Genomic DNA, 13,886 nt, shown 5'->3' on the forward strand with positions numbered 1-13,886 from the left:
TTTCTTGACTCTATTTTCTGCTCTAAATGTTTTGTAATTAAGAAATTATGCTTACTTTTGCAGTCCTTTTGGCGGAGTAGAGTTTACAAAAGGGTTAAACAACTTATAACTAACACTGCTGTGTTTTTATTCGCATCAAAGAAACTCAAGAAGCATAGCATACAAATTTTTTATCAGCATGTCTGAATTAAATAAAGAACAACAAGCGTTTTTAAACGAATTTAACTGGCACAATTACGCAGAAGGAATTGACGCAGTAGACGCGAAAAACTTACAAGAGTTTGAAGATTTAGTTACTAAAACTTTCATTTCTACCGATCAGGAAGAAGTTGTAGAAGGTGTTGTAGTTAGAATCACTGACAGAGACGCAATCGTTGACATTAACGCGAAATCGGAAGGAGTTATCTCTTTGAATGAGTTCCGTTACAACCCAAACTTAAAAGTGGGTGACAAAGTTGAAGTATTAATTGACGTTCGTGAGGACAAAACAGGTCAATTGGTATTATCACACAGAAAAGCAAGAACTATCAAATCATGGGATAGAGTTATTGCAGCTAATGAAACCGGAGAAATCGTTAACGGTTTTGTTAAATGTAGAACTAAAGGTGGTATGATCGTTGACGTATTCGGTATCGAAGCGTTCTTACCGGGATCACAAATTGATGTGAAACCAATCCGTGACTATGATGTATACGTAAACAAAATGATGGAGTTCAAAGTAGTGAAAATCAACCACGAATTCAAAAACGTTGTTGTTTCACACAAAGCGCTTATCGAAGCTGACATCGAAGTTCAGAAAAAAGAAATCATTGGTCAATTAGAAAAAGGACAAGTATTAGAAGGTGTTGTTAAAAACATTACTTCTTACGGTGTGTTTATTGATTTAGGTGGTGTAGATGGATTAATCCACATTACTGACCTTTCTTGGTCAAGAATCAATCACCCAAGCGAAGTTCTTGAATTAGACCAAAAATTAAACGTTGTAATCCTTGATTTCGATGATGAGAAAACAAGAATTCAATTAGGTTTAAAACAATTAAACGCTCACCCATGGGATGCTTTAGACTCTAAATTAACTATTGGAGATAAAGTTAAAGGTAAAGTAGTAGTAATCGCGGATTACGGTGCATTTATCGAAGTTGCTGAAGGTGTTGAAGGTTTAATCCACGTTTCTGAAATGTCTTGGTCAACTCACTTAAGAAGTGCTCAGGATTTCGTAAAAGTTGGTGACACTGTTGAGGCAGTTATCTTAACTTTAGACAGAGATGATCGTAAAATGTCTTTAGGTATCAAACAATTAACGCAAGATCCTTGGACAGATATTACTTCTAAATACCCTGTAGGTTCTAAACATACAGGTATCGTTAGAAACTTTACTAACTTCGGTATTTTCGTTGAGTTAGAAGAAGGAATCGACGGTTTAGTATACATCTCTGATTTATCTTGGACTAAGAAAATCAAACACCCATCAGAATTTGTTAACGTAGGTGATAAATTAGATGTAGTAGTATTAGAGTTGGATGTTGAAGGACGTAAATTATCTTTAGGTCACAAACAAACTACTGCTAACCCTTGGGACAAACATGAAGATGCTTTCGCTGTAGGAACTGTTCACACAGGAACTATCGCTGAGATTGTTGACAAAGGTGCTACTGTAGATTTCGGAGATGATGTTGTTGCGTTTATCCCAACACGTCACTTGGAAAAAGAAGATGGTAAGAAATTGAAAAAAGGTGAAGAAGCTGAATTCAAAGTAATTGAGTTCAACAAAGAATTCAAAAGAGTTGTTGCTTCTCACACGGCTATTTTCAGAGAAGAAGAAGAGAAAAATGTTAAAGCGGTTGCTGAATCAGTAGCTTCTAATAACAATGCTCCGGCTTCAACTTTAGGAGATAACAATGATATCCTTGCCGGATTGAAAGCAAAAATGGAAAAAAGCGAGAAAAAGAAATAATTCTTGTTTTTGATAAATAGAAAGCCTCGAGTCATCGGGGCTTTTTTGTTTAGTTATTATAGTATTCGCGTTGCCAAATCTCTTCGTTGAAGTTTTTGCCCATCATAAAAAAGTAATAGGCAAAAACCGCAAAGATGGATTTAAAGGCAAACAAAAATATGATTACAGAAGCCAACGGAACTGATTTGCTCAGGTTGTTTTCGGGAATCAAAAACGTAATAATGATACTGACAATAACGCTCGTAATCGTAAAATTCCCCAGGTTTTTAACCGGTAATACCAATAACTTTCGCAGCGGATTCATTTCGTTTCCCCATTGGTGAACCAAATAATAATAATCATTCCCAATAGGAATAAAAAGCAAAGGATCATCATAATTCAACAGGTGAAAGGATTTGCTTGGCGCTACAATTTTAAATCCTTCCAAAGAAGTACTGTGTTCTTTTTCTAACACTCTGATTTTAGAAATGGCTTCTTCCGGAATATTGTTTTTAAAGATATTGCTGTCCAAAAACCGCAAACGGTAATCGATGCAAAGGGTTTTGATTTGTTCTAAATGGAAAATCTTATCGGTTTCCAATAAATCAAACTTTAGCTGATTAGGTTTTGTTGAACTTTCTTTTAAAAGCTTATGAGTAATTTGTTCCCGTGCCAAATTATTTTCGGCAAAAATCGCTTTTACTTCTGCTAAAATGGCTGCTTCCGATTTGAATTTTCTTCTTTGGGTAAGCAATTCTTTTTCGAGGTTCAATTTGTTGACAAGCATTTTTATTATCCTTTTTAAATATTTGATAATGCGAATATTATGAATTCTAAGATACAAAAATTAATTTTCGATACAACGCAGACAATGGAATTAATTGTGTTGTAACAGTTGTTAAAGTTTTCAGAAAAATGGAATCGGGCAAAACCATAAACGATTTTGCGGCGTAAATGAGCCTATAACTTTAAACAACGAATTGCTATGAAAACTAGACATTTTTTTACAACCACATTTTTTGCTTTGACACTATTTGTTAGTACAGTTGCTTTGGCACAAAAAGAAAAAACAGTAACCGTTGGCGGCGCGCCAATGTATCCTTTTAAAAACATTATTGAAAATGCTGTAAACTCAAAAGACCACACCACTTTAGTGGCTGCCGTAAAAGCAGCCGATTTGGTAGCGACCCTACAAACTAAAGGGCCATTCACTGTTTTTGCGCCAACCAATGCCGCTTTTGATAATCTGCCAAAAGGAACAGTAGAAACTTTATTAAAACCCGAAAACAAAAAACTATTGCAAACCATCCTGACTTATCATGTTGTAGCCGGAAAAATGAATGCTTCCGATATCGCCACAGCCATTAAAAAAGGAAATGGTAAAGCGACTTTGAAAACGGTAAGCGGTGGCACACTGACTGCCTGGGCCAAAGGAAATGAGGTTTACCTGACTGATGAAAATGGGAAAAGTGCCAAAGTAACCATTGCCGATGTCAACCAATCTAACGGTGTGATTCATGTCATTGATGCGGTTGTAACACCTAAATCATAACTTATACTCAATTACTTCGAAAACGTTTTGTGTAAAAGAAAAGTCCCGAGCTATCGGGACTTTTTGTTTTCATAAGTAATTTGCTATATTTGAGCAAAATGAGGACAATCCATGCTTTTTAACTCCTTAAGCTTTGCCATATTCTTACCGATAGTTTTTATATTGTATTGGTTTGTATGCAACAAAAACTTACGCCTGCAAAATATATTACTGGTTGTCGCGAGTTATTTCTTTTATGCTTGTTGGGATTGGCGATTTCTGTTCCTGTTGGTTTTCTCTATTTTACTGGATTATTTTACCGCAATCAAAATGGCGGAAGCCAAAAATCAAAGCATCAAGACTTTCTGGCTTTGGTTGAGCATTTCAGTGAACTTAGGATTTTTAGGATTCTTTAAATATTACAATTTCTTTATTACGGAGTTTGCAGAAGCCATTTCCAATTTTGGGTTGCAGGTAAATCCCTGGACGTTGAAAGTCATTTTACCGGTCGGGATTTCATTCTACACTTTTCACGGATTATCCTATGTGATTGATATTTATAATGACCGAATAAAAGTGGAGCGAAACTTTATTGATTACTCGGTTTTTGTGAGCTTCTTTCCGCTCCTAGTGGCCGGACCAATAGAAAGAGCAACCCATTTATTACCCCAAATACAAAAAAAGAGAACCTTTGATTATGCCATGGCGGCAGATGGACTGCGGCAAATCCTTTGGGGATTATTCAAAAAGATAGTAATCGCTGATAAATGCGCACTCTATGCCAATGAGATATTCAACAATTCAGCCGAACATTCGGGAAGTACACTTTTTCTCGGCGCGGTTTATTTTGCGTTTCAAATCTATGGGGATTTTTCCGGTTACTCCGACATTGCTTTAGGAACAGCCAAACTCTTCGGAATCGATTTATTGCGCAATTTTGCCTTTCCTTATTTTTCAAGAGATATTGCCGAATTCTGGAGACGTTGGCATATTTCACTGTCTTCCTGGTTTAGGGATTATTTGTATATCCCGCTTGGTGGCAGTAAAGGCGGCATGTGGATGAGCATCAGAAATACATTTATCATCTTTTTGGTCAGTGGTTTTTGGCATGGCGCCAATTGGACTTATATCATTTGGGGACTGTTGAACGCTTTATACATCATGCCTTCGATTATTTTTAAAACCAATAGAAACAACCTCGACATTGTGGCGCAAGGCAAATATTTGCCTTCAGTAAAGGAGTTTTTCCAAATGGCACTTACATTCTGCCTGGCGGTTTTTGCCTGGATATTTTTTAGATCAGCCAACTTAACGCAGGCGATGGATTATGTTTCAGATATGTTTTCATGGAGTTTGTTTGCGATGCCAACCAAAATGCCCGACAACAACAATACTTTTATCATGCTGGCTTTCTTTCTTATTATAGAATGGCTGGGCAGAGAACAACAATTTGCCATTTCAAAATTAGGATTGAATTGGAAAAGGCCAATCCGTTGGGCTTTTTATTACGCCCTTATCGTTATCATTTTTTATTGCGTAGATTCCAAAGAGCAACAATTTATCTACTTTCAATTTTAAGCGGCATGAAAAAATTTATTAAATACCTGATTTATTTTGCCTTGCCCTTTATTGCTATTGTGGCTTTCTTTGAAATTTACCTAAGGCAGATTGATACCACTTATACCGAAAAAGAAAAAGAAATTCTTCAGGACCAAAAGAAAATCGAAGTGTTGATATTGGGAAATTCCCGAGCTACTTTGGGTATTGATCCAAATCAATTTGAAGTGCATGCTTTTAATTTGGCCAATGTAGCCCAACCTTTGTATTACGACAAACGCATTGCTTTAAAACATTTGGACAAACTCACAAACCTAAAATATGTCTTTATCACAGTAGACGCCACCTCGTTAAATTATTCCAGAATGGACAGCAGAGCCATTTGGTCCTATTATGGCAACGGCGTTGAATATGAGAACGAAATGCCTTTCCTGTCAAAATGGTCTTATCTGGAAGGATATTCAGCCAGTATTGCCATTCATTTATTAAAAAATGATATCAGCGGCAAGTTCAAAACAATTAAGGCTATTGACCTGGATGACGAACATAAATTAGACATGCCAATAAAAAAAGGATTTTTCACTTATAAAAACAGCAGGGAGGAAGGCATGTCACCCGAACATATTTTGGTTAGGGCAAATCAAGGAAAAGACGATGGCGATTCTCCTGAAAAAAAGGAAATCGTAAATGATCTGGAAGATTTTATCAAAACCTTAAAAGCAAAGAACATTACTCCGATATTGATCACCATGCCATGCTACGAAGACTATGTAAAAATGCTCCACAAAAATGTCATAAAAAGATCGGAATCGGATTTTAAAAATTTAGCCGAAAAATTCAATCTTGAATACTGGAATTATTTGAACCATCCGATGAAACGAACTGATTTTCACGACTGTGATCACTTGAATATAAACGGTGCTGTAAAATTTTCCAAAGTGCTTAATGATAGACTTAAGGAAAAGATGAAAGCAGATAAACTCCTTTCCGGAAACAAATAAAAATGCCCGAAGAAATTCGGGCATTTTTTATATTATATAAAAGTGAAGTGATTATCTCAAACTCGCACCCAATTCGCTTTCCATGTTCTTTTGCAACTTGCTCATGATTTTGTCAATTTGCTCGTCGGTTAGGGTTTTCGAATTATCCTGTAAAGTGAAACTCACCGCATAAGACTTTTTGCCTTCCGGAAGATTTTTCCCTTGATACACATCAAACAAGTTCACGTCTTTTAAGAGCGATTTCTCGGTTTGGCGTGCAATATTATAAATCGCATCAAAAGCCACTGAATCGTCCACCAAAAGCGCTAAATCCCTACGTACTTCAGGGTATTTAGGAATGTCGGTAAATTTGATTTTGCTTCCGATTAGTTTCAGGACTAAGTTCCAGTTGAAATCAGCATAGAATACTTCCTGCTTGATGTCAAAATGTTTCAAAATCGATTTCTTCACAGTACCGAATTCCACCAAAATGTCATTGCCCTGAGCCATCGCCAATCCTTCAGCAAATACATCCGAAGCAACCGGTTTGTTTTGTACTTTGGTAATACCCAAACGGTCTAAAACCGAACTCACATAACCCTTGAACAAAAAGAAATCTGAAGGTTTTTGCGGATTTGTCCAGCTTTCTTCATTTCTGTTTCCGGAAACAAATAAAGTCAGGTGCTTTGGTTCGTTATAACCATTAAGCTCTTTATGATAGGTTTTTCCAAATTCAAATAATTTCAAATCACCATTTCTGCGGTTGATGTTATATGAAACCGCTTCTAGTCCTGAGAACAACAACGACTGACGCATTGCCGACAAATCATTGCTCAACGGATTCAACATCATGACATTGTATTCTTCTTTCAGCATTTCGGATAAACCAACATATTCCGGCGTAGTCAATGAATTCGCCATCATTTCGTGGAAACCAACGCCGTTCAATTGTGCGGCTACAATATTCTGTACTTTATAGTCTTCGGTTCGTGCCGAATTGGAAACGGTAGCATTCAGTTTTTTGGTAAAATTGATGTTGTTGTAACCATATACACGAAGGATTTCCTCAATCACATCCACTTCACGTTGTACATCGACACGGTAAGACGGAATGATTAATCCCAAACCGGCATCAGAAACGGTATTGACTTTAATATCCAACGAAGCCAAAATTTTCTTGATGGTTTCTTTTGGCAATTCCTGCCCGATTAATTTATAAGCCTTGTCAAAATGAAGAAAAACAGGGAAGTCTTCAATCTTTTTCGGATAAATGTCAATAATGTCCGAAGTGATTTCGCCACCGGCAACTTCCTTAATCAAAAGTGCGGCACGTTTCAACGCAAACTCGGTAATCGTTGGGTCGATTCCTCTTTCAAAACGGAAAGAAGCATCGGTATTCAAAGCATGTCTTTTGGCTGATTTTCTAACAGAAACCGGATTGAAATAAGCACTTTCCAGGAAAATTGAATTCGTTGTTTCAGTAACTCCCGAACCTTTTCCGCCAAAAACTCCGGCGATACACAATGGTCCTTTTTCGTCACAAATCATCAAATCTTCTTCGTGTAATGTTCTTTCCACATCATCCAAAGTCGTGAACTTGGTTCCGGCTGCAGCTGTTTTTACAATGATTTTTCCGTTGATTTTTGCCGCATCAAAAGCATGAAGCGGTTGGCCTAAATCGTGTAGGATATAATTGGTAACGTCAACGATGTTGTTTTTTGGGGTCAGCCCAATCGCTTTCAAACGGTTTTGCAACCATTCCGGAGAAGGTTTTACCGTTAAGCCCGAAAGCGTAACACCGCAATATCTTGGGGCCAACTTGCTGTCCTTAACGTCAACGTCAATTTTTAAAGTTCTTTTGTCAATTCTGAAAGTACTAACAGATGGTGTAATCAACTCGATGTTGCTGTTTTTTTGCAACAGGCTCGCACGCAAATCACGCGCTACTCCATAATGTGACATTGCATCGGCGCGGTTTGGCGTTAAGCCAATTTCGAATACTTCATCATTTTCTATATTGAAAACCTTGGCACAAGGCGTTCCTGGTTTTAGATTGGCATCCAAAACCATAATCCCGTCATGGCTTGTTCCCAGACCTAATTCATCTTCAGCGCATATCATCCCATGGCTTTCCTGTCCGCGGATTTTTCCTTTTTTGATCTCAAATTCTACACCTTCGGCATCAAACAATTTGGTTCCGATAGTAGCCACAGGTACTTTTTGTCCGGCGGCCACATTCGCCGCACCGCAAACAATCTGCACCGGAGCGCCTTCACCTAAATCAACGGTTGTCACTTTCAAACGGTCGGCATCAGGGTGTTTTTCACAAGTTAGCACATGACCAACAACCACACCTTCCAATCCGCCACGAACCGATTGGTATTTTTCAACCACTTCGACTTCCAAACCTAAATCGGTCAGAATCGCTGAGGTTTCTTCTGATTTTAAATCTATTTTAATGAATTGTTTTAACCAATTGTAAGATATTCTCATGTATTGTACTTTAAGGCCGCAAATATAAGGATTGCTGATGAGAGATAAAACAAAATGTGCCGTTTATCGATGATTGTTTTGAACAAAAAGACGAAATGCAGTTTACAGAATTTCTTCTACGTGCTTTTTGATGTTTGAGGCTATCTTTTCGGTAGGCAAATCATTTTCATCACCACCAAACGGATCTTCGATTTCTTCTGCAATGAGTTCCAATGAAGCTAAAACATAAAAGATGAAAACCACAATCGGTGCAGTGTAATAACCTAGACTAAAGGAATAGCCAAAAGGCAATGTCATTACGTAAAAGAAGATGAACTTCTTTATAAACGCGCTGTAAGAGTAGGGAATAGGTGTGTTTTTGATGCGTTCACAAGCACCACAAATATCGGTCAGCGATTGAAATTCGGTGTTAAGGATAATCAGTTGATCTCCCGAAATTTTCTTTTGCTGGTATAAATCGTGAATTTTGGCAAATATCTTTCTGGCCACCTGATTGGGTTTGTGTTTGTGATGGTCTATTTCCAAATCTACATCGTCAAACAATTGCTTTGAAGTATCATTGTTATTCAGGTGTTTGTGTAAAACTGATGCATAATTGGGAATCATTTTCCTGAAATAACTTTTGTCCTTTTCATCATCCAGAATCACTGCTAATTTGATGGCAAAATTACGACTGTTATTGACCAAACTTCCCCATTGTCTTCGACCTTCCCACCAACGGTCATATGCCGTATTAGTCCTGAAAACGAGCAATAACGAAATTACAAAACCCAACATGCCATGCATGATGGTGATGTTTTTTACATAGCTTTTTTCAGAAAGTTGCCAAATTTCAACTTCTGCATAACTAATAATCGCTGAATAAACTCCGATGGCAAGCATTATCGGTAAAAGTGTTCTGAAAGTATCCGCTTTGTGAAAACGGAAGATAAAAGTAAACCAGTCTTTGGTGTTGTATTGTATCATCGGGATGCGCTATTTGACGTCAAAAATACATTAAAAAGTCAAATTTCCAGCCAATTCTTTTAACGCGATTTCATAAATTTTGGTCAAATACAACGCATTGCTGTAACGTACTTTGGCATCGAGAAAATTTTGCTGTGCCGTTCTGAATTCGATAGGCGTGATAGTTCCAATTTTGAATTTTGCCAACGTAATGTCTAAGTTTTGTTCGGCAATCTGCAGGTTTTTGACCTCGACTTTGGTGAGTTCCAAATTGGTTACATAACTCATATAAGCCGAATTCAATTGGCTTTCCAAACTCCTTTTTTGTTGTTCCAAAGTAACGCTGGCGTTTTCGAGTTCTATTTTGGCAATTTTTTCATTACGGTTTTGCTGGTTACCGTTAAAGATTGGCATCGAAGCATTAATGCCATAAACCAAACCTCTACCGGAAGATTGGGTCACAAATCCCAATGATGCTTCGGAGCGTGTGAAGTTATAACCCGAATTAATTCTAACCGTCGGATAACGACCGGCTTTGACTTGTTTTAATTGTTGTTCCGCACTGTTTTTAGCCAATAATTGGGCTTGTATTTGTGGGTTTTGCTTGTCCGCCAAGGTTGTAAGTTCGTCGAGTTTGAGTTGCTCATCGACAGTAATTTCATTGCTTACGGTAAAATCGGTTTGAACATCACGGGCTAAAATTTCGTTCAGGCGAATCTTAGTAGTTTTGATTAATTCCTGTTGTTTCAACTGCATACTTATATCCGAATTCAAATCAACTTGTGCATTCAAAACTTCCAATTTTGCAGCTTTGCCAATACTGAAACGGTTTTGGGCTGTGTTGACTCTTTCATTCGAAATTACAATAGCCGTATCAATCGCAGCCAATTGTTGCTGTTGCTGAACCAAATCGAAATAGCTCAAATACACATCACTGATTTTAGTCAGTATCGCCAATTTCAGTTCGGCTTCGCCTTGTTTTTGCAGAATGTTCAATTGTTCTTTTCTGGCAAACATTCGCATCCCGTCAAAAATGGTCCAATCCAAACCAACACCATAAGTCAGGTTCATGTTTTTGGCATTGTTTAAGGTTCGTTCCGAGCCATCAGATTGTGTTTGTGTAGTGTTTAAAATGCTGTTGTTATTGACTACGGTAGCATTTACAGAAGGCAGCATCCCGGCGTTGCCGATACTGTTGTTGAGTTCGTCAATCTTGAGCTCGTTTTTAGCCAACTTGATATCATAGTTATTTTCCAAAGCTATTTTTACTGCATCTTCCAGTTTCAATAGTTCCTGTGCTTTGATTATTTGTGCAAAGCCTAATAATACTATGACGATATATAATTTAATTTTCATAACTTATTTCTCTAAAGCTTCTACATTGTCAAATTCAGGTCGGTGTTTCTTGGCTCTCGACCACATTAAATAGAAAGACGGAATGACAAATAAAGTCAGGATCAAAGAAAAGATTGTTCCGCCGACAATCACAACGCCCATTCCGATTCTGCTCGTTGAAGCAGCACCCAGTGACAACGCAATAGGTAACGCACCTAAGGCAATTGCCAAACTCGTCATTAAAATAGGTCTAAGCCTTGCTTCAGAAGCCTGAACAATCGCATCGTATTTCTCAATGCCCTGTTCCCGCAGCTGATTGGCAAATTCGACAATCAGGATTCCATTCTTCGTCACCAGTCCAATCAACATCACTGTTCCGATTTGGCTAAAGATATTCCACGTTTGGCCAAACAACCAAAGTGAAAATAAAGCGCCGGCAACCGCCATTGGTACGGTTAAAATGATGATAAACGGATCGATGAAACTTTCAAATTGCGCCGCCAAAATCAAATAAATCAGCAGCAAAGCCAGTCCGAAAGCAAAGGCTGTATTGGAACTACTTTCAACGAAATCACGGGATTCACCGCCTAAGTCGGTGGTGAAACTGTCATCCAACACTTTTTCCTTGATTTGATCCATCGTTTCGATACCATCAACCATACTTTTTCCAGGCGCCAAACCGGCAGAAACTGTGGCCGACATATAACGATTGTTGTGGTACAATTGCGGCGGATTGCTTTGTTCATCTACTTTTACGACATTGTCTAACTGAATGAGTTCACCTTTGTTGTTTTTGACAAACATCGAAGTCAAATCCAATGGCGCATCACGGTCTTTTTTGTCAAATTGTCCAATGACCTGGTATTGTTTTCCGTTTCGCATGAAATAGCCAAAACGCTGTCCACTCAAAGACAATTGCAATGTTTGCGCGACATCTAAAACCGAAATCCCTAAGCTTTCCGCTTTTTCACGGTCGATGGTTACATTGATTTCGGGTTTGTTGAATTTCAAGTTCACATCCACATTGGAGAAAGTCTCACTTTTGTTGGCTTCATCCATAAACTGCGGAATCTTTTCACGCAATTTCTCGAAATTCGGCGCTTGAATAATATATTGAATCGGCAAACCACCGCGACGGTTTACAGCAATAGTTGGCTGTTCGGAAACGGTTACTTTGGCCTGCGAATATTTTTTGGTCCACTTGGTAAAATCATCGGCCACTTCTTTTTGGGAACGCTCCCGGTCTTCCGGATCTTTTAACGCCATTCTGATTCTTCCGGTATTGACCGAAGATGTCATGAATCCTGGTGATGTAATCACCAAAGCAATTTTTTTCTCAGGAATGCTGTCGTTAATCAGTTTGGACATATCCTGCATAAAACGGTCTGTATAGTCATAAGTTGCGCCTTCCGGAGTCGTTACACCAACAATGACCAAACTTCGGTCATCGTAAGGTGCGGTTTCTTTAGGTAGAATAGAGAAAAACAACCAAATCAATCCGATACAAACAATGACAATCGGGAAACTCAGCCATTTCTTTTTCATGAAATTTTCAAGCGAATTGGCATAACCTTTATTCAATGCTTCAAAATAAGGTTCGGTAAACGTATAGAATTTGGTTTTCTTTTGTTCGCCACCTTTCATCAAGTAAGCGTTCAACATTGGCGTAAGCGTTAAGGAAACAAAGGCCGAAACCAAAACTGCCGCCCCGATGACGACGCCAAATTCCCGGAACAATCGCCCGACAAAACCTTCCAGAAATATAATCGGTAAAAATACGGCTGCCAAAGTGATGGAAATTGAGATAACGGCGAAGAAAATTTCGTTGGAACCTTTAATCGCGGCTTCAATTGGCGTCATGCCTTCTTCGACTTTCTTAAAGATATTTTCTGTAACTACAATTCCGTCATCCACGACCAATCCTGTTGCGAGAACAATGGCTAAAAGCGTTAGTACGTTCACCGAGAAACCACACAAATACATGATAAAAAACGTTGCAATCAACGACACGGGAATATCAATCAACGGTCGGAATGCAATCGCCCAGTTTCTAAAGAATAAGTAGATAATCAGAATTACCAGTATAATCGAAATCAATAGCGTTTCGGCTACTTCTACAATTGATTTTTTGATGAATATGGTATTGTCTAAAGCGACATTGAGTTTGATGTCTTTGGGCAAATCTTTTTGAAAACCTTCAAATTGTTTGTAAAACTGCTCGGAAATGTCCAGATAATTGGTTCCAGGTTGAGGTACTATGGCCAAAGCCACCATCGATTGGTCATTGGCTTTGAATCCGGTTTCAAGATTTTCCGAGTTTAATTCGGCTTTCCCGATATCACTCAAACGGACAATCTTATCACCTTCTGCAACAATAATGATGTTATTGAATTCTTTCTCATCGGAAAGATTCCCCATGGTTTTTACCGTCAATTCGGTATTGGCACCGGTTAATTTTCCCGAAGGCAATTCGACATTTTGTTTTTCCAATGCGGCTCTGACCTCTGAAACGGTAACACCATAAGAAGTCAGTTTTACCGGATCAATCCAAATTCGCATCGCATATCTTTTTTGACCCCAAATCTGAACAGTACTCACGCCCGGAATGGTTTGCAAACGCTCGGCGATTACATTTTCGGCATAATCACTCAGTTCCAATACGTTTTTGGTGTCACTCTGAACCGTCATCGAAATAATCGCATCAGAATCGGCATCAGCTTTTGAAACTACCGGTGGTGCATCGATATCCTGTGGCAAACTGCGAACGGCTTGTGATACTTTATCACGAACGTCATTGGCCGCTTCTTCTAAGTTTTTTTCAAGCTTGAATTCGATATTGATATTGCTCGAACCCTGGTTGCTCGAAGAAGTAATATTTCGGATTCCATCAATGGAATTAATCGCTTTTTCTAAAGGTTCGGTGATTTGGGATTCAATGATATCAGCATTCGCACCAGTGTAATTAGTCCGCACCGAAATTTGCGCCGGGTCAATTGAAGGAAATTCGCGGACGCCCAAATAGCTGTAACCAATAATTCCAAAAAGAATAATGGTCAGATTGATTACAATCGTAAAAACCGGTCGTTTGATACTTAAAGTGGATAAACTCATG

General features: G+C 38.4%; 9 protein-coding genes. 4 read left to right on the forward strand and 5 right to left on the reverse strand.

The annotated features are described in order from the left end of the window. Nucleotides 1-178 precede the first annotated feature (178 nt). Nucleotides 179-1,954, forward strand: coding sequence for a 30S ribosomal protein S1 (gene rpsA, locus P1K33_RS07580; RefSeq protein ID WP_284652321.1), 1,776 nt, complete (start codon nucleotides 179-181; stop codon nucleotides 1,952-1,954). A gap of 49 nt (nucleotides 1,955-2,003) precedes the next feature. Here the strand turns inward: rpsA and P1K33_RS07585 are convergent, their stop codons facing one another. Next, nucleotides 2,004-2,720 carry a hypothetical protein gene (locus tag P1K33_RS07585; RefSeq protein WP_284652322.1) on the reverse strand — a complete coding sequence of 239 codons (717 nt, stop codon included), beginning with the start codon at nucleotides 2,718-2,720 and terminating at the stop codon, nucleotides 2,004-2,006. A 198-nt stretch (nucleotides 2,721-2,918) separates the two neighbouring features. Between P1K33_RS07585 and P1K33_RS07590 the strand changes: the two genes are divergently transcribed. The 3 genes from P1K33_RS07590 (at nucleotide 2,919) to P1K33_RS07600 (ending at nucleotide 6,022) form a co-directional block, all read left to right on the forward strand. After that, nucleotides 2,919-3,485 carry a fasciclin domain-containing protein gene (locus P1K33_RS07590; protein ID WP_284652323.1) on the forward strand — a complete coding sequence of 189 codons (567 nt, stop codon included), beginning with the start codon at nucleotides 2,919-2,921 and terminating at the stop codon, nucleotides 3,483-3,485. A gap of 111 nt (nucleotides 3,486-3,596) precedes the next feature. Next, nucleotides 3,597-5,042 carry an MBOAT family O-acyltransferase gene (locus tag P1K33_RS07595; RefSeq protein WP_284652324.1) on the forward strand — a complete coding sequence of 482 codons (1,446 nt, stop codon included), beginning with the start codon at nucleotides 3,597-3,599 and terminating at the stop codon, nucleotides 5,040-5,042. Nucleotides 5,043-5,047: 5 nt separating this feature from the next. After that, nucleotides 5,048-6,022 carry a D-alanyl-lipoteichoic acid biosynthesis protein DltD gene (locus P1K33_RS07600; RefSeq protein WP_284652325.1) on the forward strand — a complete coding sequence of 325 codons (975 nt, stop codon included), beginning with the start codon at nucleotides 5,048-5,050 and terminating at the stop codon, nucleotides 6,020-6,022. A 51-nt stretch (nucleotides 6,023-6,073) separates the two neighbouring features. Here P1K33_RS07600 and pheT read toward each other — a convergent pair whose 3' ends face one another. From pheT to P1K33_RS07620, 4 genes are all read right to left on the reverse strand, one after another. Next, nucleotides 6,074-8,494: a phenylalanine--tRNA ligase subunit beta gene (gene pheT / locus P1K33_RS07605; protein ID WP_284652326.1), complete on the reverse strand. Its 2,421-nt coding sequence runs from the start codon at nucleotides 8,492-8,494 to the stop codon at nucleotides 6,074-6,076. A gap of 102 nt (nucleotides 8,495-8,596) precedes the next feature. Then, complete coding sequence (locus P1K33_RS07610; protein ID WP_284652327.1) at nucleotides 8,597-9,460, reverse strand: bestrophin family protein; 864 nt, start codon at nucleotides 9,458-9,460, stop codon at nucleotides 8,597-8,599. 30 nt (nucleotides 9,461-9,490) lie between these two features. Then, a complete protein-coding gene (locus P1K33_RS07615; protein ID WP_284652328.1) occupies nucleotides 9,491-10,795 on the reverse strand; it encodes a TolC family protein in 1,305 nt (434 codons plus the stop codon). Nucleotides 10,796-10,798: 3 nt separating this feature from the next. Further along, nucleotides 10,799-13,885, reverse strand: coding sequence for an efflux RND transporter permease subunit (locus P1K33_RS07620; RefSeq protein ID WP_284652329.1), 3,087 nt, complete (start codon nucleotides 13,883-13,885; stop codon nucleotides 10,799-10,801). Between the last annotated feature and the right edge of the window lies 1 nt (nucleotide 13,886).

The sequence above is a fragment of the Flavobacterium terrisoli genome, from assembly GCF_030167905.1.
Taxonomy (GTDB): domain Bacteria; phylum Bacteroidota; class Bacteroidia; order Flavobacteriales; family Flavobacteriaceae; genus Flavobacterium; species Flavobacterium terrisoli.

Excerpts from the sequence above, each read along its gene's own strand:
- rpsA (WP_284652321.1), top strand. The coding sequence starts at position 179 with ATGTCTGAATTAAATAAAGAACAACAAGCGTTTTTAAACGAATTTAAC.
- P1K33_RS07585 (WP_284652322.1), bottom strand. The coding sequence starts at position 2,720 with ATGCTTGTCAACAAATTGAACCTCGAAAAAGAATTGCTTACCCAAAGA.
- P1K33_RS07590 (WP_284652323.1), top strand. The coding sequence starts at position 2,919 with ATGAAAACTAGACATTTTTTTACAACCACATTTTTTGCTTTGACACTA.
- P1K33_RS07595 (WP_284652324.1), top strand. The coding sequence starts at position 3,597 with ATGCTTTTTAACTCCTTAAGCTTTGCCATATTCTTACCGATAGTTTTT.
- P1K33_RS07600 (WP_284652325.1), top strand. The coding sequence starts at position 5,048 with ATGAAAAAATTTATTAAATACCTGATTTATTTTGCCTTGCCCTTTATT.
- pheT (WP_284652326.1), bottom strand. The coding sequence starts at position 8,494 with ATGAGAATATCTTACAATTGGTTAAAACAATTCATTAAAATAGATTTA.
- P1K33_RS07610 (WP_284652327.1), bottom strand. The coding sequence starts at position 9,460 with ATGATACAATACAACACCAAAGACTGGTTTACTTTTATCTTCCGTTTT.
- P1K33_RS07615 (WP_284652328.1), bottom strand. The coding sequence starts at position 10,795 with ATGAAAATTAAATTATATATCGTCATAGTATTATTAGGCTTTGCACAA.
- P1K33_RS07620 (WP_284652329.1), bottom strand. The coding sequence starts at position 13,885 with ATGAGTTTATCCACTTTAAGTATCAAACGACCGGTTTTTACGATTGTA.